This window comes from Deinococcus sp. AJ005, from assembly GCF_009017495.1.
Taxonomy (GTDB): Bacteria; Deinococcota; Deinococci; order Deinococcales; family Deinococcaceae; genus Deinococcus.
Genome location: NZ_CP044990.1, coordinates 1,719,942 through 1,746,348 on the forward strand (window position 1 = coordinate 1,719,942; position 26,407 = coordinate 1,746,348).

General features: G+C 62.6%; 24 protein-coding genes and 1 tRNA gene. 12 read left to right on the forward strand and 13 right to left on the reverse strand.

Going from position 1 to position 26,407, the window contains the following annotated elements:
* Nucleotides 1–3: 3 nt before the first annotated feature.
* Entirely contained in the window at nt 4–1,470 is a 1,467-nt protein-coding gene (locus DAAJ005_RS10080; protein ID WP_370519699.1) for a glycoside hydrolase family 3 protein, read from the reverse strand.
* A 142-nt stretch (nt 1,471–1,612) separates the two neighbouring features.
* On the opposite strand from DAAJ005_RS10080, the gene DAAJ005_RS10085 reads away from it, so the two are divergent.
* The 6 genes from DAAJ005_RS10085 (at nt 1,613) to DAAJ005_RS10110 (ending at nt 9,629) form a co-directional block, all read left to right on the forward strand.
* The gene (locus DAAJ005_RS10085; RefSeq protein WP_151847006.1) at nt 1,613–2,866 is read left to right on the forward strand and encodes a sugar ABC transporter substrate-binding protein; all 1,254 of its coding nucleotides are present in this window, start codon (nt 1,613–1,615) and stop codon (nt 2,864–2,866) included.
* A gap of 76 nt (nt 2,867–2,942) precedes the next feature.
* Nucleotides 2,943–3,458 (forward strand): hypothetical protein, encoded by a 516-nt coding sequence (locus DAAJ005_RS10090; RefSeq protein WP_226342374.1) that lies wholly within the window; start codon nt 2,943–2,945, stop codon nt 3,456–3,458.
* Between the two features lies 1 nt (nt 3,459).
* Nucleotides 3,460–5,484: a glycoside hydrolase family 20 zincin-like fold domain-containing protein gene (locus tag DAAJ005_RS10095; RefSeq protein WP_151847007.1), complete on the forward strand. Its 2,025-nt coding sequence runs from the start codon at nt 3,460–3,462 to the stop codon at nt 5,482–5,484.
* Nucleotides 5,485–5,640: 156 nt separating this feature from the next.
* Nucleotides 5,641–7,218 carry an ABC transporter substrate-binding protein gene (locus DAAJ005_RS10100; protein ID WP_151847008.1) on the forward strand — a complete coding sequence of 526 codons (1,578 nt, stop codon included), beginning with the start codon at nt 5,641–5,643 and terminating at the stop codon, nt 7,216–7,218.
* 244 nt (nt 7,219–7,462) lie between these two features.
* Nucleotides 7,463–8,491, forward strand: a complete 1,029-nt coding sequence (locus tag DAAJ005_RS10105) for an ABC transporter permease (protein ID WP_151847009.1) — start codon at nt 7,463–7,465, stop codon at nt 8,489–8,491.
* A 133-nt stretch (nt 8,492–8,624) separates the two neighbouring features.
* Nucleotides 8,625–9,629: an ABC transporter permease gene (locus DAAJ005_RS10110; protein WP_151847010.1), complete on the forward strand. Its 1,005-nt coding sequence runs from the start codon at nt 8,625–8,627 to the stop codon at nt 9,627–9,629.
* A gap of 62 nt (nt 9,630–9,691) precedes the next feature.
* On the opposite strand, the gene DAAJ005_RS10115 is transcribed toward DAAJ005_RS10110, so the two are convergent.
* From DAAJ005_RS10115 to DAAJ005_RS10145, 7 genes are all read right to left on the reverse strand, one after another.
* Entirely contained in the window at nt 9,692–10,441 is a 750-nt protein-coding gene (locus DAAJ005_RS10115) for a shikimate dehydrogenase (RefSeq protein WP_151847011.1), read from the reverse strand.
* 44 nt (nt 10,442–10,485) lie between these two features.
* Nucleotides 10,486–11,238: a tryptophan-rich sensory protein gene (locus DAAJ005_RS10120; RefSeq protein WP_151847012.1), complete on the reverse strand. Its 753-nt coding sequence runs from the start codon at nt 11,236–11,238 to the stop codon at nt 10,486–10,488.
* 81 nt (nt 11,239–11,319) lie between these two features.
* Nucleotides 11,320–11,571 carry a hypothetical protein gene (locus DAAJ005_RS10125; protein ID WP_151847013.1) on the reverse strand — a complete coding sequence of 84 codons (252 nt, stop codon included), beginning with the start codon at nt 11,569–11,571 and terminating at the stop codon, nt 11,320–11,322.
* Between the two features lie 95 nt (nt 11,572–11,666).
* Entirely contained in the window at nt 11,667–12,503 is an 837-nt protein-coding gene (locus DAAJ005_RS10130) for a 3-hydroxyacyl-CoA dehydrogenase family protein (protein ID WP_151847014.1), read from the reverse strand.
* 12 nt (nt 12,504–12,515) lie between these two features.
* A complete protein-coding gene (locus tag DAAJ005_RS10135; RefSeq protein WP_151847015.1) occupies nt 12,516–12,932 on the reverse strand; it encodes a hypothetical protein in 417 nt (138 codons plus the stop codon).
* Nucleotides 12,932–13,240 carry a YciI family protein gene (locus DAAJ005_RS10140; RefSeq protein WP_151847016.1) on the reverse strand — a complete coding sequence of 103 codons (309 nt, stop codon included), beginning with the start codon at nt 13,238–13,240 and terminating at the stop codon, nt 12,932–12,934. The genes DAAJ005_RS10135 and DAAJ005_RS10140 overlap by 1 nt, the downstream gene beginning before the upstream one ends.
* A gap of 82 nt (nt 13,241–13,322) precedes the next feature.
* Nucleotides 13,323–14,501, reverse strand: a complete 1,179-nt coding sequence (locus DAAJ005_RS10145) for an acetyl-CoA C-acetyltransferase (RefSeq protein ID WP_151847017.1) — start codon at nt 14,499–14,501, stop codon at nt 13,323–13,325.
* Nucleotides 14,502–14,595: 94 nt separating this feature from the next.
* On the opposite strand from DAAJ005_RS10145, the gene DAAJ005_RS10150 reads away from it, so the two are divergent.
* Nucleotides 14,596–15,468 (forward strand): DMT family transporter, encoded by an 873-nt coding sequence (locus tag DAAJ005_RS10150; RefSeq protein WP_151847018.1) that lies wholly within the window; start codon nt 14,596–14,598, stop codon nt 15,466–15,468.
* On the opposite strand, the gene DAAJ005_RS10155 is transcribed toward DAAJ005_RS10150, so the two are convergent.
* The gene (locus DAAJ005_RS10155; protein ID WP_151847019.1) at nt 15,461–15,748 is read right to left on the reverse strand and encodes a nucleoside triphosphate pyrophosphohydrolase; all 288 of its coding nucleotides are present in this window, start codon (nt 15,746–15,748) and stop codon (nt 15,461–15,463) included. The genes DAAJ005_RS10150 and DAAJ005_RS10155 overlap by 8 nt on opposite strands.
* A 75-nt stretch (nt 15,749–15,823) precedes the next feature.
* Between DAAJ005_RS10155 and ffh the strand changes: the two genes are divergently transcribed.
* The 4 genes from ffh to DAAJ005_RS10175 all read left to right on the forward strand — a co-directional run bounded on the left by ffh (nt 15,824) and on the right by DAAJ005_RS10175 (nt 20,178).
* Nucleotides 15,824–17,161 (forward strand): signal recognition particle protein, encoded by a 1,338-nt coding sequence (ffh, locus tag DAAJ005_RS10160; RefSeq protein ID WP_151847020.1) that lies wholly within the window; start codon nt 15,824–15,826, stop codon nt 17,159–17,161.
* Between the two features lie 93 nt (nt 17,162–17,254).
* Nucleotides 17,255–17,330 (forward strand) — tRNA-Lys (locus DAAJ005_RS10165).
* A gap of 195 nt (nt 17,331–17,525) precedes the next feature.
* A complete protein-coding gene (locus DAAJ005_RS10170; protein WP_192930725.1) occupies nt 17,526–19,772 on the forward strand; it encodes an ATP-dependent helicase in 2,247 nt (748 codons plus the stop codon).
* A gap of 76 nt (nt 19,773–19,848) precedes the next feature.
* Nucleotides 19,849–20,178 carry a cyclic-di-AMP receptor gene (locus tag DAAJ005_RS10175; protein WP_075835598.1) on the forward strand — a complete coding sequence of 110 codons (330 nt, stop codon included), beginning with the start codon at nt 19,849–19,851 and terminating at the stop codon, nt 20,176–20,178.
* A gap of 13 nt (nt 20,179–20,191) precedes the next feature.
* On the opposite strand, the gene DAAJ005_RS10180 is transcribed toward DAAJ005_RS10175, so the two are convergent.
* Entirely contained in the window at nt 20,192–20,791 is a 600-nt protein-coding gene (locus tag DAAJ005_RS10180) for an HAD family phosphatase (RefSeq protein WP_151847021.1), read from the reverse strand.
* Nucleotides 20,792–21,179: 388 nt separating this feature from the next.
* On the opposite strand from DAAJ005_RS10180, the gene DAAJ005_RS10185 reads away from it, so the two are divergent.
* Nucleotides 21,180–22,502, forward strand: a complete 1,323-nt coding sequence (locus DAAJ005_RS10185; protein ID WP_192930726.1) for an Nramp family divalent metal transporter — start codon at nt 21,180–21,182, stop codon at nt 22,500–22,502.
* Nucleotides 22,503–22,524: 22 nt separating this feature from the next.
* Here DAAJ005_RS10185 and DAAJ005_RS10190 read toward each other — a convergent pair whose 3' ends face one another.
* The 3 genes from DAAJ005_RS10190 to DAAJ005_RS10200 all read right to left on the reverse strand — a co-directional run bounded on the left by DAAJ005_RS10190 (nt 22,525) and on the right by DAAJ005_RS10200 (nt 26,213).
* Complete coding sequence (locus DAAJ005_RS10190; RefSeq protein ID WP_151847022.1) at nt 22,525–22,863, reverse strand: hypothetical protein; 339 nt, start codon at nt 22,861–22,863, stop codon at nt 22,525–22,527.
* A gap of 68 nt (nt 22,864–22,931) precedes the next feature.
* A complete protein-coding gene (gene polA / locus DAAJ005_RS10195; protein WP_151847023.1) occupies nt 22,932–25,685 on the reverse strand; it encodes a DNA polymerase I in 2,754 nt (917 codons plus the stop codon).
* Between the two features lie 33 nt (nt 25,686–25,718).
* A complete protein-coding gene (locus tag DAAJ005_RS10200) occupies nt 25,719–26,213 on the reverse strand; it encodes a hypothetical protein (RefSeq protein ID WP_226342375.1) in 495 nt (164 codons plus the stop codon).
* Between the last annotated feature and the right edge of the window lie 194 nt (nt 26,214–26,407).

Consider the following 26,407-nt stretch of genomic DNA (forward strand, 5'->3'; position numbering starts at 1 on the left):
TGTTCAGGGCTGACCAAACGGGAGAATCCCATCAGCGGCGGTCTCCCCTTTCAGCCAGCCCAGCACGGCGGAGCGGGCCTCGGGGCGAAAGCCGTAGGCCAGCAGCGCGGGCGAATCCACGTCCAGCACGGCGTAGGGGTTGTACAGCGAGATGTGGAGGTCCGGCTGGACACCGATCAGTGCTGGGTGAAGATGACGGGCGATGGTGGTCAGAATGACTGGATTTCCCAGGGCGCGGGCAGCGTTCCAGTCAATCTGGTCCGGCGTCTCGAAGGGCATGAGGGTGACCTCGTAGATCTGCTCCAGTTCGCGGGCCAGCGTTTCGGCGTCCGCTCCGGCCTCGCTGACGGTTTCGCGCACAGGCTGGCGGTGCGCGATCAGGGTGATGTGGGAACCGGGTGGTGGGGCCACGGGGTTGCGGTAGGCCGTTAACCCGCGCGCCCAGGCACGGCGAAACAGCTCTGCATCATCCTGTGGGTTCAGCGAGATGTCTGCCGCCGCTGGATACTGCCGGGCCAGCCTGTGCAACCGCTCCAGACTGGCTTCCATTTGCGGGCGGTTCAGACGGCCTTCCAGCGCCGCAGCGATGGCCTCCAGCGTCGCCACCTGCGCTTCACGGCGGCCCAGGGCCATCACCAGATCAGCGCCAGCCTCCAGCGCCAGCACCCCGGCCTCGCCGCGCCCGTAGTTGTCGTCGATGGCCTTCATGCCCATGCTGTCGGTAACAGTCACGCCCTCAAATCCCCATTCCTGCCGCAATAGTCCAGTCAGAATCCGGCGGGACAGGGTGGCCGGGTACTGCTCATCCAGCGCGGGATAGATGATGTGGGCGGTCATGACGGCGGGGGTCTGGGGCAGCAAATCACGGAAGGGGGCCAACTCGGTGGCGTCCAGTTCGGCGCGGTTCTTATCCACGCGCGGCAGGGCCAGATGGCTGTCCACACGCGTATCGCCGTGGCCCAGAAAGTGTTTGACACAGGCAGCCACCCCCGCCTCAGCGTAGCCAGCCAGCGCCGCCCGCCCATGCCGCGTGACCAGCTCAGCGTCCCCGCCAAACGCCCGCTCGCCAATGACCGGATTGGCCGGACTGACATTCACGTCCAGCACGGGCGCAAAATTCCAGTTGATGCCCACACTGCGGAGTTGACGGGCCAGCCCTGCCGAAACCTCCCGCGTCAATGCCGTGTCGTTCGCTGCACCCAGACCCATCGCAGACGGGGCGAAGGGCCAGAATTCGGGGCGAAGAATTGCGCCGCCTTCGTGGTCCAGGGCAATCAGGGCGTCCTCGCCCAGCACTTCCCGCAAGTCGGCGCACAACTGGCGCAACTGCCCCGCCGACTCGATGTTTTTGCCGAACAGACAAACGCTGTGGACGCCGTACTTTTTGAGGTGCGCAACGGTGTCGGCATCCAAGACAGGACCGGGGATATCCACCATTGCGAATGCGCCGGGCAGGGGTTGGGCAGTCATGGACCGCAGGGTAACGCCCCGGAACGCAGACGGGGTGCAGATGAGGAAGCCAGACAACTTCTCAGGCAAGTGGCTTGACGGGGCGCTAGATTCACCGCATCAACCCCCAATCCATCCTCTTCGTTTGCCCAGGAGCCAACCCATGAAAAAACTGCCCGTCCGTTCCGCCCTGCTGACCGCCGCCCTGCTCGCCACCGCCTCTGCTGGGATGGCAAACGCACAGAAGACCCAGTTGGAGTTCTGGACCATCAGCCTCGCGCCGCTGTTCAACGACGAGATGAACCGACTGGTCACGCAATTCGAGAAGGAAAACCCCAACGTGTCTCTGAAGTGGGTGGACGTGCCCAGCAACGCGATGGAGCAGAAGTTGCTGGCCGCTGTCGCCTCGGGCCGCCCACCTGCTGCCGTGAACCTGTCCTCGGACATGGCGGTGAAGCTGGTACAGCAGGGCGCGCTGGAACCGCTCACGCTGGACGCGGCGGCCAAGAAGCTGTATTTCGAGTCCCCGCTGTCCACCTTCACTTTCGACGGCAAGGTGATGGGCGTGCCGTGGTACTGGGCACCCAAGGTGGTGGCGTACAACACCGACATCTTCAAGAAGGCCGGGCTGGACCCCAACAACCCGCCGCGCACCATCCAGACCATCATCGCCGCCGCCAAACAGATCAAGGACAAGACCGGGATGTACGGCTTCATGCCCAACATCGGCGGCATCAACATGCTGTACCTGTTTCAGGAAGCGGGCCTGCCCATCCTGGACAAGAGTGGCAACAAGGCCGTGTTCAACAGCCCTGAACACATCAAACTGGTGCAGCAGTACGTCGATCTGTTCAAGGCAGGCTACATCCCGGAAGACACCATGCGCCGGGGCTACACCGCCGCCACCGAGTTGTACTCGTCGGGCAAGCTGGGCATGCTGATCACCGGGCCGCAGTTCATCATCCGCGTGGAAAACGACAACAAGGCCATTTACAACCTGACCAAAGTTGCGCCGTACCCGATCAATCTCGCGGGCAACGTGATCCACACGCCGCTGATGGGGTTCACCGTGCCCAAGGGAACGAAAGACAAGGCGCTGGCGCAGAAACTGGCGCTGTTCCTGACCAACGACGCCAACCAGCTCCAGTTCAGCAAGGTCACCAAGACCACCTTCCCCAGCACGGTCAAGTCCAGCACCGACAAGTTTTTCAAGCAGGGCGGCGACTCGGCCATCGATCAGGGCAAGCTGGTGGCCAGCACGGAGCTGAAGAAGGCCAAGGACCTGACCCTGAATTACCCGGACGCCAGCAAATTGAACAAGGTCTTCAAGGACAACATTGAGGGGGCAATGGCCGGGCAGAAAACCGTCAAGGCCGCGCTGGACGACATTGTAAAAGCCTGGAACGCCAGCCTCTGAGGATCTGGACGGCCATCGGGGGTGTTCGGGGTGGCCCGGATGCTCCCGGCTTTTTGATGGTGATGGTATGAGGCTGGTGAAGCGCAAAGTTGTGCTTCAGATCACGGTTGACGGCTATCAGTTTCCTGAACTGGAAAACGTCCGATGGGACTCGGACTGGCTCAACTTGCGAATCAGCCTAGCTCTCGGTGATTTCCATTGGGAGAAGGTTGACCCGTCGTTGACGACGTTTGAGGTGCAGTGGTTGATGGACTGGATGGAGGAAGTCGCAGCTAACGCCGAAGTGTTTCGTAGCTGGCGTTCAGAACGACTCACCAGCCGGATTTTCTTCACGGAGCCTAATCTAGGATTTGAAGCACTCTCAGGCTCTTACGAGGGAGCAGCGCTCACCTTGCGCCTTTATCTGGCAGCCGAGAATTTGCCGACGTTCCAGGACAAACTTTCTGGCTACGATTCGAGCAAGGATATACAGGAAGTGTGGCTGGATTTGCCCGTTGAGGCCAGTGATCTTCAGGACGCGGCGCAATCGCTTCAGCGCCAGCTCGCCGAGTTTCCTGTTCGCGTGGGTCTGCCACCAAAATTGAAGGAGTGACATGCATTTTTCTAAAACACTTTTTTTACTCGCGGGTCTCTCGCTCTCTGTCGCACAGGCTCAAATCACCCCCATCCCCGACGCCCGCGCCCAGATTCCATCTACCCAACTCGTGCCGCAGCCGAAGCGGGCGGAGTTTCCTGCCGGAATGCTGGCGTTAACGGGCCTGGGCATCCGCACAGTGGGCAAGGCTCCTGAACTGGGCTGGGCCGCCCGTGACCTGCGCGCCGAGTGGAAAGTGCGGCTGGGCGCGACATTGCCGGATGCCGTAGCGGGCAAGCCTGCCATCGTGGTCGGCACACTCGCCGACGCTGATCTGGCCGCAAAAGCGAAGGCAGCGGGCCTGACCACCACCGCCGCCGAGGGCTACGCGCTGTGGGTGGATGCGGGCGGCGCATACATCGTGGGGGCCGATGCCAAGGGCGCTTATGAGGGCGCACAGACGCTGCGGCAACTGTTGAAGCCTGCGGGATTGCGCTTTGCCCGAATCAGCGACTCGCCCGCGTTGAAGGAACGGGTGGCGATGATCTACCTCGATCAGTACAGCAAAGGCGTGAACGACGCGCTGATTCCCATGCTGGCCGCGCTGAAGTACAACGCCGTGCTGGTCATGAGCAACTACGTGCAGTGGGATACGGCAAAGGCGGGCGGCTACGCCAATCCCGGCGGCGCGAGCAAGGCCGAGGCGAGGCGCGTGGCGGCGCTGGCCCGCGAACACGGCCTGGAGGTCATTCCCCTGATCGAGACGCTGGGGCATGTGCAGTGGATGTACTACGGCGGCGCAAACAAGGATCTGTATCAGGACCCCGACAGCCAGAATCCGTATGCCTACGACACCCTGAATCCGGCCACATATAGCCGCGTCCTCTTCCCCATTTTCAAGGAGGCGGCGGAAGCTTTCGGCGCGAAGACCATTCATATCGGTCATGACGAGGTTCGTAATCGGGACAGCTTTCCCGCGCGTCCCAATGGCAAGACGGCAGGCTTCGAGAAGCTGTTCGTGGACGACACGGTCAAGATTCACGACTACCTGAAATCGCTGGGCGTGAACACCATGATCTGGCACGACTCGGCCTTCTCGGATTCGGTGATTGCCAGCCTGCCCGCCAAACTGCCTAAGGATATTCAGGTGGCGTACTGGAATTACGCGCCGGGCACGGACTATCCCATCGTCGGACAGATCGCCAAATTAGGATTTCCGGTGCTGGGAGCATCGTGGGACGAGGCGGGCAATGCCGAGGGCGTGGCGAAGGCCGCGCAGAAAGCGCGGGCGCTGGGCATGATCCAGACGCGCTGGACGGGGTATTTCGGCAACCCCAGCATCTGGGACGGACAGGCGCAGCAGGGCGTGGCCTACGTGCGGGCGGCAGGCGCGTTCTGGAACCCGGACGCCAAGCCTGTGACGAATGCGGAGGCGCTGTACCGTGACCTGTACGCACCCGTGGCTTACAAAGCCGCAGCGGGCGCAACCGTCAGCCTGAAGCCGCTGGCCACCCGCAGCCTGAACGATGACGACGAGAAGGGCTGGATCGGCAAGGGACCGGACATTGACCTGCGGAATCTGAAAATGGGCGTCCAGCAGATCGGCGCATATAGGTTCGACATCTCGGGCGCGGTGATGCTCAAGGGCGCGCGTGAGGCGGTCAGCGATCTGCCCACGAAAGTCAGGATCGAGATCGGGCGCAGGGCAGACGCCGTCGCTTTTTTACACACCACCGGCTGGCCGTCTGCCGTCGCGCGCGAGAACATCGGGCAGTACGAGATCGAGTACGCCGACGGCACGAAGCTGGTGCAGCCGCTGGAATACGGGCGGCATATCCGCGCCTGGACGGACCTGCTGCCCACGTCCATGATCCTGGCTGCGGGCTGGGCGGGACAGACGGCGGACGGGCTGGAGGTAAATGCTCCCGTGCTGGAGTGGAAAAATCCAAAACCGGGCGTGGTTATCAAGTCCATTACGCTGGTCAGCGAGGGCAAGAACGCCAATCCGACGTTGATCGGTCTGACACTGGTCGGCGGCCCATAAGCTATTGCACAAACGTTCAGAGTTTTTCAGTGACTAGACAGCTTGACACCCCCTGCTCTCACCCCTAACCTGAGCGCACGTTCACTTTTTCTCACGGCCCTCATCTCACAGCGGCGCGTCACAGCGCCACCGCAGATGTCTGGCCCCGGAGGTTTCATGAAGAAATTGATCCTGACCGCCCTGCTCGCCACCCTTCCCGCCGCCTCTGCCGCCACCCTGGTGTTCGGCAACAACGGCGAACCCGTCAGCCTGGAATCGGGCAACATCACCGACGGCATCAGCATTCTGGTGCAGCGCCAGATCTACGACACCCTGATCGACTTCAAGGACGGCACCACCGATCTGACCCCCGGCCTGGCCACCTCCTGGACACCCAACGCCAACTCCACCGCCTGGACCTTCAAGCTGCGCCCGAATGTGAAGTTCCACGACGGCACGCCCATGAACGCCGACGCCATCGTCTTTAACCTGCGCCGCTGGTGGGACAAAGCAGACGCCTACGGCTTCCGTGACCAGGGCCGCACCTTCGAGATCGTGGGCGACCTGCTGGGCGGCTTCAAGGGCGATCCCACCGCCGTCATCAAGGACATCGTCAAGGTGGACAACATGACCGTTCGCGTGGACCTGACCAAGTCCAGCACCGTGCTGCCCAACGTGCTGGCCGCCGGCTACTTCGGCATCGCCAGCCCCACGGCGATCAAGAAAGATGGCGCGAAGTATGGCACCCCGGCCAGCAAAGCAGTAGGCACCGGCCCCTTCATCTTCCAGAGCTGGACGACGGGTGACCGCGTGACCCTCTCGCCCAACAAGTCGTACTGGGGCGTCAAGGCCAAGGTGGACGGTCTGGTCATCCGCAGCATCAAGGACGCCAGCCAGCGCCTGAACGAGATGAAGGCCGGCACCATCGACTTCGCCAACGACCTGACGCCCGACAGCCTCAAGAGCGTGCAGGCCGACAAGAATCTGGTGGCGGTCAAGCGTCCCAGCTTCAACGTGGGCTTTGTCAGCATGAACAACAACAACCAGTACCTGAAAAACCAGAAGGTGCGTCAGGCCATCAGCATGGCGATCAACAAGAAGGCCATCGTGGAAGCGTTCTGGAACGGTCTGGCCGTCAGCAACGCCAGCTTCGTGCCGCCCGTGCTGGCCTGGGCCAACAGCAGCAAGGTGCCCGCAGACTACAAGTTCGACCCAGCCGCCGCCAAGAAGATGCTGGCCGACGCGGGCTACCCCAACGGCTTTGCCATTGACCTGTGGTACATGCCCGTCAGCCGCCCTTACTTCCCCAACCCCAAGCCGATTGCCGAGGCCATGGCCGCCGACCTGAGCGCCATTGGCATCAAAGTCAACCTCAAGACCGAGGACTGGGCCAAGTATCTGCAAGACCGCAACGCCACCCCTGGCTTCGACATGTACATGATCGGCTGGACCGGCGATTACGGCGATCCCGACAACTTCTACGGCGCGTACTACGGCGAGAACGGCAGCAGCGACATTAGCTGGAACCCGCCCGAAATCCAGAAGCTGCTGGAGCAGGGCCGCGCCGCCGCCACCCAGGCCGCCAAGGCCAAGATCTACTCCCAGCTTCAGGAGCTGACCTACGACGCCGCGTACCGCGTGCCGATTGCCCACAGCCAGCCGCTGGCCGCCGCCCGCAGCTACGTCAAGGGGTGGATTCCCAGCCCGCTGGGCAGCGAAGCCTTCAACACCATCGACATCTCGGGCAAGAAGTAAAACCTGAGCCGTATCCGAGTGGGGGCAGATTTCCATCTGGGAGGTCTGCCCCTCTCTGTTGGCCAGGGACCTGACAGTCCACAGGTATATGGCACTCAACAGGTGTCTAACGGTCCGGGGGTCAAAATACCAGGACGCGGCATAGACTGCCCACACGCCATAAACTTCGGCCCGATTCCGTCGTCCCATCCTTCCGTCTTCGTTCCGGCCTTCGCCCCCACGCGCGAAGCCAAGGAGGTCTGCTTTGGGCAGTTACCTGATCCGCCGCATTCTGCGGACCGTGCTGGTCATGCTGGGTATCAGCGTGGTGGTCTTTGTCTTCGTGCGCTCCATTCCCGGCGATCCCGCCGTCGCCATGCTGGGCGAGCGGGCCACCCCGGCGGCAGCGGCAGCCCTGCGCGAACAACTGGGCCTGAACAAGCCATGGTTTTTTAATCCGGCCAATCCGATGGACGCCCAGTATCCCAAGTACATCGGCGCGCTGCTTCAGGGCGATCTGGGATCGGGGCTGAAAAGCAACATCCCGGTGGTCAATGAACTCAAGACGCGCTTTCCAGCCACCGCCGAGCTGAGCGTGGCCGCGCTGCTGTTCGCGCTGGTGGTGGGCATGCCTGCCGGGATTCTGGCGGCCCTGCGCCGCAACAGCGCTTGGGACAATCTGGCCACTGGCATCAGTCTGGTGGGCGTGAGCATGCCGGTATTCTGGCTGGGGCTGCTGCTGTCGTACTTCTTTGCCGTCAAGTTGGGCTGGCTGCCCCCCAGCGCCCGCCTGGGCTACGAGTTCACCATCCAGCCGATCACCGGCTTTTACCTGATTGACTCGGTGCTACGGGGCAACGCCGGGGCGTTCTGGGACGCGCTGAAGCACCTGATCCTGCCCGCCATTGCGCTGGGCAGCATTCCATTGGCGATCATCTCGCGCATCACGCGCAGCAGCCTGCTGGACGTGCTGGGGCAGGATTACGTCCGCACCGCCCGCGCCAAGGGACTGGCCCCCAACTCGGTCACCATCAAGCACGCGCTGAGAAACGCGCTGCTGCCGGTGGTCACCGTGATCGGCCTGCAAGCGGGCGCACTGCTGGGCGGGGCGGTCCTGACCGAGACCATCTTCTCGTGGCCGGGCATCGGCTCGTGGGTCTACGAGGCCATCGCCCAGCGCGACTATCCGATCATCCAGGGCGGCGTGATCTTTGCGGCGCTGGTGGTCAGCGTGGTCAATTTACTCGTCGATTTGAGTTATGCGGCCCTTGATCCCAGGATTCAGTACGGATGATGGCAAATTGCGATGAGACGAATCCGAGCGGAGCGAGAAGCAACAGGAACCGGATGGCTCAGACTGCAAGCTCTGCAATGGGCTGTTCGCAGAGTTGGGAGTCGAAGCCATTCGGGATGAGGAGGGAACTTCTATGACCACCACCACACCCTCTGCCACCGCGCCCGCCAAAAGACAGGAGAGCATCTTCTGGCGGCGCTTCCGCAAGAGCACCCCCGGCAAAGTCGGCGGCATTATCGTCATTCTGTTCGTGCTGCTGGCGGTCTTCGCGCAGGTGCTGCGGCCCTATGACCCCACCACGGACCGCAATTACCGCCTCAATCTCAAACCGCCCAGCATCACGGCGCTGTGGAACCCGGATGCCAAAGAGACCTACACCGACGCGGTGACGGGCAAAACGAATCTGTGGGCCGCGCCGTTCGGCACCGACAACCTGGGCCGCGACGTGTTCACGCGCGTGCTGCACGGCACCCGCATCTCGCTGAAGGTGGGCGTGGTGGCGACAATCCTGGCACTGGTCATCGGCTCCTTGCTGGGGGTACTGGCCGGGTATTTCGGCGGCTGGTTGGACAATGTGCTGGGCTATCTGAGCGACGTGATGCTGGCTTTCCCCAGTATTCTGCTGGCCATCGGGTTTGCCAGCATTTTCAGCGTGGACAATCCGCCGCTCCTGATCGCGGCGATGGACCGACTCTTCGCACTGAACAGTCCGCAACTGGTCACGGCCATGCTGGCGGTGTCGCTGGTGCAGGTGCCAGTGTATCTGCGTCTGGCCCGTGCCGTGGTCCTCAGCGTGCGCGAGCGCGAGTTCGTACAGGCCGCAGGCGCACTGGGCGCGTCGCAGTGGCGCATGATCTTCCGGCATGTGCTGCCCAACAGCCTCTCACCGCTGATCGTGCAGGGTGCGCTGAGCATCGCCACCGCCACCATTGAGGTGGCCGCGCTGGGCTTCCTGGGCATCGGCGCGCAGCCCCCGCTCCCGGAATGGGGCACCATGATCAGCGATTCACGCTCGTACTACGTGGATTACCCGTGGACCATGATCTTCCCCGGCCTCGCCATCTTCCTGACGGTGCTGGGTTTCAACCTGCTGGGCGACGGCCTGCGGGACGTTCTGGACCCGCGCAGCACGCAGTAAAAGGCGTTCCTCCATGCTTCCCCTCTTCTTGACGGAGAGGGGTTTTTCAGTTATGCCAGCGCTTACGCCAGTGCCGCCACGGCTCCAGTCAGTTCCTCAGGATGGAAGCGCTGGCCGGTGGCGTGGGCCAGTTGGCGGACCAGACGGCGGGCGTACAGCTCGGTCATGTCCAGCAGCGTTGCGCCGCCGGGAGCGATGCGAAGCTGGCCGGTCAAATCGATAATCGTGTGGTACGGCTGGGCCAGACCCGCCGGAAGATGCCCGCCCGTCAGCACCAACAGGTCCGCACGTTCGGCCAGTCCCTCCAGCGCAGAGTCCTGACGACTGACGGGAAAGGCGCGCACGCCTGCGGGCAGGTCACGCGCCGCCCGCTCGGCGTCCGGGGTACTGGCCGCCGCCACACCCACCGCCGAGAAGCCCATGCGGGTCAGCGGCAGGGCCAGCGCCAGATCGTGCATGTCAGTGCCCAGCAGCAGCGCACTGGCCCCACGCGAGGCGTAACCGCTGGCCTCCAGCGTGTCTCCCAGGGCGTCGGCCAGGGCAAAGGTGCCGTGCGCGCCCGCCGTGAAGGCCACCGCGTCCACCCGGCCCACGCGGCGGGCACCAGCGTCTGCCTGGGTGGCGTCCAGGACGCGGGCCTCCTGACTGCGGTGGATCAGCGCGCCGCTGAAGCCCAGGGTCATGCAGGCGTCCATGACTTCTTTCAGATGATCCGTGGGGGTAGAAAGTGCCACCAGCCCCAGCTCCCGCAGAGCGCGGGCAGCGGGGGCTGGATAGCCGATCAGGGCCAGGGGCGTGTCAGACGCTTGCATTGTGGGCAGTGTAGCAATGGATAGGACTCAGGGGCGCCGTGGGCCTACAACGCCATCCTTCCCTGACGCATCGCGCGCAGGCCAGCCAGAACCACCAGCACGGCTCCAGCGATCACGCCCACCACCACCAGCAGGGTGTCCGGACGGGCCAGATACACACCCAGGAAGGCCCACAGCAGCACGGCGGCAAACGCGTAATCGCGGTAACGCAGCAGGAAGAAGGTGCCCACCAGACCTGCAATCACCACCAGCAGCGCAGACCACAGTTGCGCGCCGATGCCCAGTACGCCGCCCGTGACGCCCGCGCTGACCAGAAACGCCGTGATATTCGCCATCGTCGCCACGCTGATCCAGGCCAGATACAGGCTGGCCGGGACTTGCAGCGCCCAGAACTCGCCGCTCAGGGGTTGCAGGCCGCGCACGGTCAGGTACAGCGAGATCAGGCTGCCCAGCAGCAGCAACATGATCACCACGCTGATGCCGAAGTTGAGGCTCTGAAAGGCGAACAGCCACGCCACGTTCAGCAGGTTGCCCAGCAGATATGGCCAGAACAGGCGGTCATAGCGCGGGCCACGCTGGGCGGGCAAAGCCTGATACACCGCGAACACCGCCAGCCCCAGGAAGATTGGCCCCCACACCGCGAAGGTCAGCCCGGCAGGCGTGAAGGCATTGGGCAGCGAGTCGCTGATGCCGCCATTGGTATTGCCAAATAGCGGCAGCGCGTTGCTGAGGTAATTCATCACCAGGGTCAGCACTGTTGCCAACACCAGCGTCACTTGCCGCGCGATTCCTGTCATGGACCGATCATACGGGGCGGAACAAAAAACATCCGTCGCATGGATGACGGATGAAGAGGTGAGGATGGGTTGTTCTGGACCTTACGCTGCGCCGGGATAGCTGCTCTCAAACTCCAGTTGATGCTCCAGCTCATCCAGCGCCTGAACGTACAGTTGGCCGCCCAGGTGAGGCAACACCGCCAGAAAAGTCGCGGCCTCGGGCAAGGAGTCGTGGGCGCTGCGGTGCGTCCATCCCGGCCCCTCCGCCATCAGGCAGACACGGCCAGAGGCCAGGAGAAACCGTACGCGGCCCTGGTCTGTCCGCGTGTCGCTGAAGTGGCGGGTAACGTTCATAACACAGCATATTCCGGGCGGCCTGACCGTTTCGTCACCTGAAATGATGAGACCTTTAGATACGGGCAGAGCAGAACCACCTCGCGCACTTTATCTCAATACTTATAGAAGCCTTCCCCACTCTTGCGGCCCAGCAGCCCAGCTTGCACCATCTTCTGCAGCAGCGGTGAGGGGCGGTACTTGTCGTCTCCCAGCCCCGTATGCAGCACTTCCATGATGCTCAGGCAGGTGTCCAGGCCGATGAAATCCGCCAGGGTCAGTGGTCCCATCGGGTGGTTCATGCCCAGTTTCATGATGCCGTCGATAGCTTCGGGTTCGGCCACGCCTTCCATGACGCACTGGATGGCCTCGTTGAGCATGGGCATCAGGATGCGGTTGGACACGAAGCCGGGGAAGTCATTGCAGGTCAGGGGCGTTTTGCCCATCTGCTCGGCGGTCTGCGTGACAAATTGCGCCGTCTCGTCGCTGGTGGCGTAGCCGCGAATCACTTCCACCAGGGCCATCAGCGGCACCGGATTCATGAAGTGCATACCGATAAAACGGTCCGGGCGGCCCGACGCGGAGGCCAGCACCGTGATCGGAATGGAACTGGTGTTGCTGGCGAGGATGCCCGACGGCTTGACGATTCCGCCCAGTTGCTCGAAGAGGGCGTTCTTGACCGCCTGATTCTCCACGATGGCTTCCACCACCAGATCGCAGTCGGCGAAGTCCTGCATATGCGTGGTGAATTTGATGCGTCCCAGCACGTCGGCGAGCGCGTCGCTGAGTTTCCCCTTCTCGTGCAGCCTGGCGAGGCTCTTTTCAATGACGGCCCGGCCCCGGTCCAAGTATTCCTGCTGAACGTCCTGAACGATCACGTCAAATCCACTCTGCGCGGCCACCTGCGCGATGCCGCCGCCCATCTGCCCTGCTCCGATGACTCCGAATTTCATTTGTGGTTCTCCTTATAAATAATCTAAGTAGTCAGGCTGCTCAATCACCCAGTTGCGAATGATCTTGCAAGAAATGAGAAACGAAGGGAGATAACTTTGATCAGTGCCAAAAAAACCATCAAATTTTCCACTATCATATTTAACGGCAAAAGATACGCGGATTTTTCCCGAACCATTACCACTCAACCGCAAGACAATTTCATCCCCAAATTGCGGCATAGGGGCAAGCATGGCCTCTCCCGCCAGACTTTCGTTCAAAGAAATTAAATCATCTACAAAAGCACTGAAGTCGCCAGGATGAAACCAAGTGTCGGCAGATACTTTTGCCCAATTCATATCAACTTGAAAAGCAATGAGAAGTGGGTCAACGCTATCACCCATGATCTCAAAGGTAAGTCCGCCTAAATGAGCGGTTTTCTCATCGTCCATCACTCCACCAGCACCACACCCTCAAGCTCCAGCGCCCGCCCGCGCTTGACGGGCGTAAACGGGGTGTAGGCGTACTCCGAGCAGCCTTCCAGCACGAAGGGATCATCCTTGAAGATATCGCGGAGCTGTTCCTCGCTCTCGGCCTGCGCCACCAGAACGCCGCCCGTGTTGTCCAGCTTGCGCCCGGAGGTCAGGAACACACCGGAGCGGTAATGCTGGTCCAGCCATTCGCGGTGGCGGGGCGTGACGGCGGCCAGCTCGTCGCCGGACTTGGTGTAGCGGCTTTCAATGATCCAGAGGGTAGGCATGGAAGGAAGTCTAAGGGTCAAAGGGTCTGAGGGTCTAAGAAAAGCCCTTGCGCCCTTCCTCAGACCCTTCGACTCTTGATCCTCAGACGCGCCGCACGGCGAGCGCCAGCCCATTGCCCCCGCCCATGCACAGCGTGGCAATCCCAGTTTCTTTGTCCTGCTGCTTCATGGCGTGCAGCAATGTAACCAGAATGCGTGCGCCAGACGCGCCAATCGGGTGTCCCAGCGCCACCGCACCGCCGTTGACATTCACCTTATCGGGATTCAGGCCCAGTTCGTTCATCACGGCGATGCTCTGAACGCTGAACGCCTCGTTGAGTTCCCACAGGTCCACGTCTGCCGCGCTCCAGCCCAGCTTTTGCAGCAGCTTGTTGGTAGCGGGAACGGGAGTCATCATCACCCATTCGGGGGCCAGACCGCCCGTCGCATAGTCCACGATCTCGGCCAGGGGGGTCAGGCCGTGGGCGGCGGCGGCTTCCTCGGACATGATCAGCAGGCTGGCGGCGGCGTCATTCAGGCCGGGCGCGTTGCCTGCCGTCACGGAACCGTCCGTCTTGAAAGCGGGTTTCAGGCGGGCCAGCGTTTCGGGGCTGGTGTCACTGCGCGGCCCCTCATCGGTGTCCACCACTGTGTTGCCCTTGCGGCCCTTGACCGTCACGGGGACGATTTCATCCGCAAAGCGCCCGGCCTGCTGGGCGGCAATGGCCCGCTGGTGGCTGCGGGTGGCGAAGACGTCCTGTTCCTCGCGGCCAATGCCGTACTTGTCGGCCACGCGCTCGCCCGTCAGGCCCATGCCCTCGTCGTTGATGCTGCACCACAGCCCGTCGTGCATGTTGGCGTCCAGCACCTGCGCGTGGCCGAGGCGGTAGCCCTTTCTGGCCCCCGGCAGCAGATACGGCGCGTTGCTCATACTTTCCATGCCGCCCGCCAGCACGGCACTCTGATCGCCCGCGCGGATGCTCTGGGCCGCCAGAATCACGGCTTTGAGGCCGCTGCCGCAGACCTTGTTGATGGTAAGTGCGCCGACTTCATTGCTCAGACCCGCCTTGAGGGCCGCGTGCCGGGCCGGGTTCTGCCCGCTTCCGGCCTGCACCACCTGACCCATGATGACTTCCTCAATCACATCTGCCGGAAGGCCCGAACGCCGGAGGGTTTCGGCCAGCGTGATGCTGCCCAGTTCCACGGCGCTCACGTCGGCCAGCGCCCCCAAAAACTTGCCCGTCGGCGTGCGAGACGCCGCCACGATCACTGCTTTGTTCATACCTCGCAGGATAGCGCGGCCAGCCTAACGGGCGTTAGGTTGAAGGCAGCCATGCCCGCTATCCTCTGCCGATGGGTGTGGACTTCATGGATCAATGAGTGGCGTGTTTCTGGGCCTGCTGGCGGCGCTGGCGTGGGGCTTTGCAGACTATCTGGCGCAACCGGCCTCGCGGCGGATGGGGGCCATGCGGGCGTCCTTTGTGGCGCAGGGCTTCGGCGTGGCGGCGCTGCTAGTCTTTCTGATCGTCACCGGCACAAGCCTATTTCCCACGGACGCGTCAGCATGGGCTTGGGCGCTGGGCGCGTCCACACTAATGACGGCGGGCGGGCTGGCCTTTTACCAGTCGCTGGGGCTGGGGCAACTGGTGGTGGTGGCCCCGATCATGGGCAGCTACGGGGCCGTGACCACCGCGCTGGCATGGCTCAGCGGCGAACGCCTGAGCCTGCTGACCGGCCTGGGTCTGCTGGGCGTGCTGGTGGCCGTAATTCTGGTCTCGCTGCCACAGAAGGCAGAGGGATTCCAGTCTACCCCGGCGCAGATTCAGGGCGCGTGGTGGGCCATCGTCGCCGCCGTGACCCTGGGCGCATGTTTCTTCGTCATCGGCTACGGCCTCACGCCCCGCGTGGGCGGCGTTCAGGCGACGTGGATGCTGCGGCTGTGTACCCTGGTCTTCACCTTCATCACGCTGAGCGTGTGGCAGAAGCGCCGTTCTGGACTCCGCCCCGCCGATGGGCCAGGAGCGCTGAAATACGCCGGATGGTCTGGGTTGCTGTCCACCGGAGCCATTCTCGTGACTGCGCTGGGCCTGGGGCGCGGTGAGGACAGCATCGTGACTGTACTGGGCAGCATGTCCATCGTGCTGACCACGTTGCTGGCGCTGCTGCTGAACCGCGAACGCCTGGGCGGCGTGCAATGGGCAGGGGTGGGGCTGGCCATCCTCAGCACCGTGCTGGTGGGTCTCAAGTAGAAGGAGCTTCCCACCACAGGCGGGCCGCGAAACCGCCACGTTCCTCTGCCTTCTGTGCGCGCATGGCCTCCAACTCTTCCCTACCTACGCCGTCCAGTTTCGCCAGCGTATACACCACTTCCAGCACGTCCGCCAGCTCCAGCACCTCGCCGGATTCCAGATACTCGCCCACCTCCTCGCCCAGTTTTGCGCAAAGGGCAGAACGAAATTCAGCCGGGTTCAGGGGGCGGGATGTGCCGCCGAAGAGGTCTGGAATGTGGTTCCGCACGAGTTTGCTCATAGACCGAGAATAGCGGGCAGCAAGTCTGTCTCCACCTCACTGAAAGCGCCCGCCCCGGCGTGGTAATTTGCCCCCATGTTTGAGTCGCTGGGCAACAAGTTGCAGGACATCCTGGACCGCGTGGGCAAGGAGCGCCAGCTCACCGAGTCACAGGTCAAGGCCGCCATGCGCGAGATTCGGATGGCACTGCTGGAAGCCGACGTGAATTTTGGCGTGGCTAAGGAATTCGTGGCCAAAGTTTCCGAGAAGGCCGTGGGGCAGGAGGTCTCGGGCAGCCTGAACTCCGGGCAGACCGTGGTCAAGCTGGTCCACGACGAATTGATCGAGACGCTGGGCGGCAAATCCATCCAGCCGGAGCTGAAAACCGAGGGCAACGTGTGGTTCATGGTGGGCCTCCAGGGGGCGGGCAAGACCACCAGCACCGGCAAACTGGCCCTGCATTACAAGAACAAGGGCCGCCGCGTGTTGCTGGTGGCCGCCGACACCCAGCGCCCCGCAGCACGTGACCAGTTGGAAGTGCTGGCCAATCAGGTGGGCGTGCCCGTGCTGAAGGTGGCCGACGGCGAAACCCCCGCCGAGACCCGCCGCCGCGTGGACGAACACCTCAAAACCGACTTCCGCGATCTGGTGATCGTGGACACGGCAGGCCGATTGCAGATCGACGAGACCCTGATGGACCAACTGGCAGACCTGCAAACCGCCATGCAACCCACTGAAACGCTGCTGGTGGTGGACGCCATGACCGGTCAGGAGGCGCTGAACGTGGCGCAGACCTTCGACGAGCGGGTGCAGGTCTCGGGCCTGATCATCACCAAGATGGACGGCGACGCGCGCGGTGGGGCGGCCCTCTCGGCGCGCAGCGTGACGGGCAAGCCAATCTATTTCGCCGGGACCAGCGAGAAGATTTCTGGTCTGGACGCCTTCCACCCGGACCGCGTGGCCGGGCGCATCCTGGGCATGGGCGACGTGCTGGGGCTGATCGAACGCGCCGAGATGGCCGACATCAAGGCGATGGAGGTCAAGAAGCCCGGCGACTTTGACCTTGAAGACCTGCTGACGCAACTGCGCCAGATTCGCAAGATGGGACCGCTAGGGGACCTCCTGAAACTGATCCCCGGCATGAGCCGCGCGCTGCCCGAGGGATTCAACGTGGACGAGAAGCAGATTCAGCGCATCGACGCCATGATCTCCAGCATGACCCTCAAGGAACGGCGCAACCCGAAAGTGATCGACGGGCGGCGACGCAAGCGCATCGCAGCGGGCAGTGGCCACAGCGTGCAGGACATCAACAAGCTCCTGAAGATGCATGAGCAGATGAAGGGCATGATGAAGATGCTGGGGGGCATGAGCGGCAAGGGACCGGGGGGCAAGATGCCCAAAATGCCCAACCTGCCGCCGAGCGCACGGCGTTAGGTTCAGTGGGAGGGCAGCTTAACATTGACACCCAGGGCCGCCCTCCGTATACTCATCCCCGCTGCAAAAACGTCCTGCAAAGGTGCGGCGTCAGGATCGTTAGCTCAATCGGTAGAGCAGCTGACTTTTAATCAGCGGGTTCTCGGTTCAAGTCCGAGGCGATCCACCATCATGTTCCTCGCCTAGCGCGGGGAATTTTCCATTTGCCTCCGCTGTTCGCCTGGGCTGACTGGGTCCTGGCCACCACGTTGTCACCACGGCACAAGTTTCCGGTGGGCTGACAGAAGCCGTGTTGAGCGGCTTGAACGAGACCAATCCTGCTCCGTTACGCCCCTAACAGAATCAACCCTGATAGACTCCTTCGGTGACTTCCGTGCCGGACCAGACTGACCCCAACCACAGAGACCTGCTGAGCCAGCTCAACGAGACCCAGGCGCAGGCCGCCGACCATTTTGAAGGTCCAGCCCTGGTCATTGCCGGGGCAGGCAGCGGCAAGACGCGCACGCTGATCTACCGGATTGCCCGCCTGATCACCCATTACGGCGTGGACCCCGGCGAGATTCTGGCCGTGACCTTTACCAACAAGGCCGCCGCCGAGATGCGTGAACGGGCCGCCCACCTGATGCCAGGAGCAAACAAACTGTGGATGAGTACCTTTCACAGCGCAGGCGTGCGGATTCTGCGTCAGTACGGCGAACATATCGGCTTGAAACGCGGCTTCGTGATCTATGACGACGACGATCAACTGGACATCTTCAAGGAAGTGATGGGCAGCATTCCCGGCATCGGCCCGGACACCAGCCCACGCGTGCTGCGCGGTATCGTGGACCGGGCCAAGAGCAACCTGCTGACGCCCGCCGATCTGGCGAGAAGCGGCGATCCATACATCAGCGGTCTGCCACGCGAAGCTGCTGCCGAGGCATACCGCATCTACGAGAGCCGCAAGAAGGGCCAGAATGCCATCGATTTCGGAGACCTGATTACCGAGACCGTGCGGCTGTTTCATGAAGTGCCCGGCGTGTTGAATGCTGTTCAGAGCCGTGCCAAATTTATTCATGTGGACGAGTATCAGGATACGAACAAATCGCAATATGAGTTGACGCGTTTACTGGCAAGCAGGGATAAAAACTTGCTTGTCGTCGGCGATCCAGACCAGTCGATCTATAAATTCAGAGGCGCAGACATTCAAAATATCCTGGATTTCCAGAAAGATTATTCCGGCGCAAAAGTCTATGTTCTGGAACACAACTACCGCTCCAGCGCCAGCGTGCTGAATCTGGCCAATAAACTGATCGAGAACAACACTGAACGCATGGACAAGACCCTGCGGGCGGTCAAGGAAGACGGCCACGCGGTCATGTTCCACCGCGCCACCGATCACCGCGCCGAGGGCGATTTCGTGGCCGAATGGCTGACCCGTCTGCACAACACCGAGGGCCGTAAATTCGCCGATATGGCGATCCTGTACCGCACCAACGCCCAGTCGCGCGTGATGGAAGAATCGCTGCGGCGCGTGCAGATTCCGGCGAAGATCGTAGGGGGCGTGGGCTTCTATGACCGCCGCGAGATCCGCGACATTCTGGCCTATGCGCGCCTGTCGCTGAATCCATCGGACGACGTGGCCCTGCGCCGCATCATCGGGCGGCCCCGACGCGGAATCGGCGATACGGCGCTGGCACGGTTGATGGACTGGGCACGCATCAACAACGCCTCCCTCCTGACCGCCTGCGCGCGGGCCGAGGAAGACCAGATTCTGGACCGGGGGGCGCAGAAACCCGTGGAATTCGCCAAGCTGATGGCTGCCATGAGCGACGCTGCCGAGAACTACGAACCCGCCGCCTTCCTTCGCTTCGTGATCGAGACCAGCGGTTACCTCGATCTGCTGCGCCAGGAAGGTCAGGAAGGCCAGATTCGGATGGAGAACCTGGACGAATTGATCAACGCCGCCGAGGAATGGTCCGGCGACAACGACGGCACCATCGGCGATTTTCTGGACGAGGCCGCCCTGCTGTCCAGCGTGGACGACATGCGCTCTAAAAAGGAAAACAGAGACGTGCCGGAAGACGCCGTGACCCTGATGACCCTGCACAACGCCAAGGGGCTGGAATTCCCGGTGGTGTTCATCGTGGGCACTGAGGAAGGACTGCTGCCCAGTAAGGGGGCGCTGACCGAGGCCGGGGGCATCGAGGAGGAACGGCGGCTGTTCTACGTGGGCATCACCCGCGCAATGGAACGCCTGTTCCTGACCGCCGCGCAGAACCGCATGCAGTACGGCAAGACCAACGCCGCCGAGGACAGCCGCTTTCTGGAGGAAATCGAGGGCGGCTTCGACACCGTGGACCCCTACGGCCAGGTGGTGGAATACCGTGCCAAGACATGGAAACAGTACCGGCCCACCGTGCCCGTCACCCCCAGCTCGGTCAAGAATACCAGCCCGATGACGGCGGGCATGGCGTACCGGGGCGGCGAGAAGGTCAGGCATCCCAAGTTCGGTGAGGGGCAGGTGCTGGCGGTGGCTGGAATGGGCGACAAGCAGGAAGTGACGGTGCATTTCCCGACGGCGGGGACGAAGAAACTGCTGGTGAAGTTCGCCAACCTCAGCGCGGTGTGAAGCCGCGTCTCCCCCGCAAAATGCCGAGCGTCGGCCCTGACCGCCCGCTCACAGCTCATTTGCTATCCTGACCGTTATGAAACTCGTTCTCGCGGTCATTCAGGATGCAGACGCCACGGCGCTGGTGCGCATCCTCTCGGAAAATGCCTTCGAGGTCACCAAGCTCGCCAGCACCGGCGGCTTTCTGCGTGAGGGCAACACCACCCTGATGATCGGCGTGGACGACGCGCGCATGGACGACTTGAAGCGCTTCGTGCGCCAGACCTGCCGCACCCGCAGCCGGCTGGTGGCCCCCAGCGTCCCGATGGGCGAGCAGAACGAGGGTCTGGTCAGCGATCCGGTGGAAGTGCCGGTGGGCGGAGCCGTGATGTTCGTGATGGGCGTGCAGGAGTTCGTAAAGGTCTGATCGCCTCCCCAACTCACTGCACGCCCAGCGCCGCCAGTTCCTCCCGGAGCTGCGCGGCGTCCCGGTAATGCACGGCGCGCATGCCCACCGAGCGGGCGGCCTCAGCGTTCTGGGAGCGGTCATCGATCATGACGGCCTCGTCTGGGCGCACGTTGGCGAGTTGCAGGGCCAGACGGTAAATCCTGGGGTTGGGCTTCATGACGCCCAGGTAGCACGAGGTAAAAAAGCCCAGCAGAAACTCGTGCAGGCCAAAGGTCTGGATGCGGTGGTCGTTCAGGTCATGGCCCTCGTTGTTCAGCGAGTACATGCGCCAGCGCCCGGACAGTTCTCCAGCCAAAGCCAGGGCGCCCCCATGCGGCTGGCTCTCGGCCTCCATCGCGGCGCGGAATTCTTCGGGGGAAAAGTCGCGCGGGGTGTAAAAGAGGGTCTGCTCCAGGTACTCGTCCAGCGTCATGCGGCCCAGCTCCAGCTCCGGCGCAGCCAGTTTGTGGCGCTCGGTGAACTCGGCAGGGTCTAGCCCGAAACGCCCCAGCACATCCGCGCGCTGCTCACGGTCCCAGCCGTTGGTCAGAAGTACGCCACCGATATCCCAGAACACTGCTTTGATGGTCATGAACTTCAGCCTAGAGCATTTGTCCGAATGGCAGCATCAGGAAAAACAGCTTTCGATGCTTCCATTCTCTCCTTCGGAGCTGTGCTGATCACAAATGCTCTGAGTGATAGACAGTGACCGTCTGTCCGACGTGTACTTTTCAGATAGAGATGGTCAGGACGCCGCCGATGCTGCGGAGCGAAATAAGCCCCGCTTCTCAACCTGGAATTTGATAGAGAAATATCAATTCAAAAGATACAAAATCGAGTATCGGAAGCGCTTGCAATTTTCTTTAGGTAAGCCTAAAGTACGCCATGCTTTTTCATGTCTCCGCATCGCCGCCCACTCGCCGCAACACCGCCTCCACCTCCTGCGCCTCCGTGGTGATGCTGTTGCTCGGCTTGCGTCCATGACGGCAAAAGACGGCTGGCGCAAGGAAAGCCTGGACGAGTCGCTGAGCGACGTCACGCGCATTCAGGTGGATTACAGCAAGCCCCCGTGGCGGCGCTTTCTGTCGTTCCTGGGACCGGGAGCGCTGGTTGCCGTGGGCTACATGGACCCCGGCAACTGGGCCACGTCCATCGCGGGGGGCAGCGCCTACGGCTACACGCTGCTGAGCATGGTCCTGATCTCCAGCCTGATGGCGATTTACCTGCAAGCCCTGTCTGCCCGGCTGGGCATCGCCACCGGGCGCGATTTAGCGCAGGCGTGCCGCGATCACTTCAGCAAACCCGCCGCCATGGCCCTGTGGATTTCGGCGGAGATCGCCATTATCGCCACCGATCTGGCCGAGGTGATCGGGACCGCCATCGCCCTGAACCTGCTGTTCGGGTTGCCGCTGATCATCGGCGTGTGCCTGACGGTGGTGGACGTGCTACTGATCCTGCTGCTGCAAAACAAGGGCTTCCGCTACGTGGAGGCGCTGGTCATCACCCTGATCGCCACCATCGCCGTGGCCTTCCTGTTCGAGATGATCTTCTCCAGGCCAGAACTGGCCCCGATGCTGGGCGGTCTGGTCCCCAGCAAGAAACTGCTTGACCCCGCCGTGCTGTACATCGGCATCGGCATCCTGGGGGCAACGGTCATGCCGCACAACCTGTATCTGCACTCGGCCATCGTCAACACGCGCGGTTACGCCCGCACGCCGGAAGGCAAACGTGAGGCCATCAAGTTCTCCACCATCGATTCCACGCTGGCGCTGACCTTCGCCTTTTTCATCAACGCCTCGATCCTGATCCTGGCCGCCGCCGCCTTCAACGTGGCCGGGCGCACCGACATCGCCGAGATTCAGGACGCCTACAAACTGCTCTCGCCGCTGCTGGGAGCCACTGCCGCCAGCGTGCTGTTTGCCGTGGCGCTGCTGGCGTCCGGCCAGAACAGCACCCTGACTGGCACATTGACCGGGCAGATCGTGATGGAAGGATTTGTCAACATCAAGCTCAAGCCCTGGGTGCGGCGGCTAGTCACGCGCCTGATCGCCATCATCCCCACCGTGATCGTTGTGCTGATCTACGGCGAGAAGGGCACCGGGCAACTGCTGATCCTGTCGCAGGTGGTGCTGTCGCTGCAACTGTCCTTTGCCGTCGTGCCACTGATGATGTTCAGCGGCGACAAGACCAAGATGGGCGAATTTGTCATCACTCCCTTCTGGAAGTGGCTGGGCTGGGGCATCACGGCGCTGATCATCGGCCTGAACGCGTTCTTGCTGATCCAGACCTTCTTCGGCGGCTGAAGTCAGATCAGGAAGGGCCGGGTCAGCTTTGTGCGGACGCCCGGCCCTTCTTCAGTTGCTTCCAGGTGGAAATCCCACCAAGGGTGAGCATGGCGGCCATGAAAAGGTAAACCCAGACTGGCAGATTGCGCCCGGCCACCAGCACGTACAGGTAGGCGGCAATGAACAGCACTCCCGTCACGGCAGCCGGAAGCGTGGTGGATTCCCCCCGCCGGAAACTGCGAATCCACCACGCCATCGACAATGCGAACAGTGGCATGGTCCCGAAGTACAGCACCCCGAAGATGGCCGGATTGACGCCGTACTGCTCGCTGAGGGTCACGGTGGTCATGGAGACCCAGTCGATCAGCGATTGCAGCACGGCCTGTTCCTCATGCCAGAGGTACGCGAAGACAGGGTGAAAGGTTCACCTTATGGGCGACTCAATCCTCATTTGGTGTCGTACCAGTTTGGCCCCACCCCGGCCTCCACGGCCAGCGGCACGCTCAGGCTGGCCGCGCCCTCCATGATCTGACGGGTAATGGCTGCCACCTCATCAGAACGGTCTTCGGGGGCCTCGATCAGCAGTTCATCGTGAACCTGAAGCAGCAGCCGTGCGCCCAGCGCATCTAGCTCCTTGTCCAGCTTGACCATCGCCAGCTTGATGATGTCCGACGCCGTGCCCTGAATGGGCATGTTGTAGGCCAGCCGCTCGCCCGCCTCACGCACGTTGCGGTTGGTGGCGGTCAGTTCGGGAACGTAGCGGCGACGGCCATACATGGTTTCCACGTAGCCACGCGTGCGGCCAAATTCCAGCGTCTCGTCAATGTATTTGCGGATGCCGGGATAGGTGCTGAAGTAGATCTCGATGAACGAGGCCGCCTCCGCGTAAGGAATACGCAGATCGTTGCTGAGGCGGTGGGCACTCATACCGTACAGCACGCCGAAATTGACAGTCTTGGCCGCACGGCGCTGATCCGGGGTGATGCCGCCCTCGTCCAGCCCCAGCACCTGCGCGGCGGTGCGGCGGTGAATGTCCGCCCCTTCCTGAAACGCCTGCTGCATCAGGGGATCGCCGGAGATGTGGGCCAGCAGCCGCAGCTCAATCTGCGAATAATCGGCGGCGATCAGGCAAAAACCCTCGTCGGCAATAAAGCCCTTGCGAATCTCGCGGCCCACTTCCGAGCGGATCGGGATGTTCTGGAGGTTGGGGTTCAGACTGCTCAGGCGTCCAGTGGCCACCGCCGTCTGCGCGAAGGTGGTGTGCAGGCGGTTCGTGCGCGGGTTGACAAGGTTGGGCAGCGGTTCCAGATACGTGCCACGCAACTTATCCAACTCGCGGTATTCCAGCAGCAAGGGAATCACCGGATGCTCGTCGCGCAGGGGTTCCAGGGCGCTGATGGCGGTGCTGCGTTTGCCGGTCAGCTTGGTCTTCTTGCCGCTGGCGAGGCCCAGTTCGTCGTATAGTACGGTTTCAAGCTGCTGTGGGCTGCGGATGGAGAATTCACGCCCAGCATGCGTAAAAATCTCGGCCTCCAGCGTTCCCAGGCGGGCGGCAGTGGAGGCCGCCAGTCCACGCAGATATTCGGAATCCAGACGCACGCCGCGCACTTCCATGCGGGTCAGGACGGCGGCCAAGGGCTTCTCCATCTCCTCGTAAAGTTTGGTGCGAGCCTCGTCCAGTTGGGGGGGCAAGTCGGTCAGCAGGCGAGCGGTGATGGCCGCGCGCCCTGCTGCGTCGTCGGGCCACGCCATATTCAGATACCGTTTTGCCACCAGCGCCATATTCATGTTGGCGGGGTCCAGCAGGTAGGCCATCAGCAGCGGATCGTCCCCCGGCTCCACCACGGTTCCGCGCACGCTCAGGTGGGCGGCCAGGGCTTTGGCTCCCGCCGCGTTCACCTGCCGCTGGCCTACGAATTCGGTGTCATCTACGGTGGCAGGAAACTGTTCGTGCAGTTTGGCAAGGGCTTTCTCGGCATCCTTGGTCGCTTTCTCGGCAGCCTTCTGCTCCTTCTTGGTCAGCGGCTCATTGGAATCAAAGAGCCTCGGCGCGGGCGTACCAGCCTCCGCCTTCTTCCACTCCTCCGGCTCGTTGACTGGGGTTGCACGGGTAATGCCAGCTCCATCTCTCGTCGGCTCGAAGGTGGCGGCTCCGGTCAGCGCGGCGGTCAGGTCATCCTCGCGCGACAGAACGTAGCCCCAGATCGCGCCTTCTTTCGGGGTGCGCCACGCTTCCACTCTGGGCGGCTCGAAGTCGGCGATGGGTTCGGCTGCCTCATCCACATCGGGAACCACTTCCTCTGCACCATCCAGCCCGGCAATATCGCGCCCGATGGCGTGCAGACCCAATTCCTCGATCAATTCTGCAAGGCGTGCAGGATTGCCCGGCAGACGGCCCGTCCCGAATTCCACGTCCAGCGGCAGGTCCGTGACCATGCACGACATCTGGTGGCTGAACTGCACGTTTTCCTCGGAGGCCAGCAGCTTCTCGCGCGTGCCCTTCGGCTCCAGCGTTCCGGCGTGGGCGGCCTCGAAAATCTTTTCCAGCGTGCCGTAATCCTGGAGCAGCTTGGAGGCGGTCTTGGGGCCAATCCCCTTCGCGCCGGGGATGTTGTCGCTGGCGTCCCCGGTCATGGCGCGGTAATCCACCCACTGGCGCACGGTCACGCCGTATTTTTCCAGCACCTCGGCGGGGCCGATCAGACGGAAATCGTTGGTGATGACGCGCACATGGTCATCCAGCAGTTGATAGGCGTCGCGGTCACTGGTCACGATCCGCACCTGCATGCCGTTGCCCTCGGCCTTGCGGGTCAGCGAGGCAATCACGTCGTCGGCCTCGTAACCGGGTTCCTCCAGGCGCGGAAAGCCGATGGCATCGACAATTTCGCGGATGCGGTTGATCTGGCCGGGCAGATCACTGGGCATCTCGGCGCGGCCCGACTTGTAGCCGTCAAACTGCTCGTGCCGGAAGGTCTTCACGGGCGGATCGAACAGCACGATGATCTGGTTGCTGCGCTGACGGGCGAGGCGCAGGGTCAGGCGCAGAAAACCGACGATGGCGTTGGTGGCCTCGCCCTTGCTGTTGCTCAGCGGCGGCAGCGCGAAATACGAGCGGAATGCCAGCGCGTGGCCGTCGATCAGCACCAGCGTGTCTGGTGTGGGCCGGTCTGGGGCCGGTTGGTCGGTGGCGGGAGAGGTCATGGGGGCAATTCTACTCTGGACGTAATGGGCGAATCAGCGGAGGCGATTCCCTTTGCCCAGCCACACCTGAATCTGCCGCCCCATCGCGTCCAGCACCGGGCGGCTTTTCAGGCAGGCCACCAGAGCGCGGGTGGCGTGGTGTTCATCGCCGTGGACTGCGTCTTGCAACTGCGTTCTCACGACTGGATTCAGCACGCCACGCAGAAACAGCAGATCGCGCAGCAGATCGTCCACGGTTAAAGCGGCGTTCAGTTCACCGTCCGCTGTGACTGTCTGGACCACCGCCCGCCCACGTTCATCCAGACCCAAGACCGCGTGCAGAGGCACTCCGGCCCGCACACTCACATGTTCAACGGTGGGCAGGAAGGCGCGCACCAGATTCAGCGCGAGACTACGGCCCAGGAAAATCAGGCGCGGCTGATCGTGCAGCCCAGCGTCCAGCGTCTGCGCCAGATGGCGGGCCAGGCGGTCTCCCTCGTCCATCAGAGCCTGGGTTTCGGGGTCCAGCTCCGCGTTCGGTCCAGTCACGGCCAGAGGTTAGCGCCATAAGAGGTGCAGTGTCGGGGCGCAGAGTCGGAATAGGGGGCGGCGCTGCCCCGCTTCTGTGAGATCAACCACCCCCAGATTGATGTTCGCCCGCTTCACGGTGGGCATCCGCATCTGGGGAAAATAAGACGGGAACACTGCCAACAGCCTCCCGGCATCTGTCTGGACAACCCTTA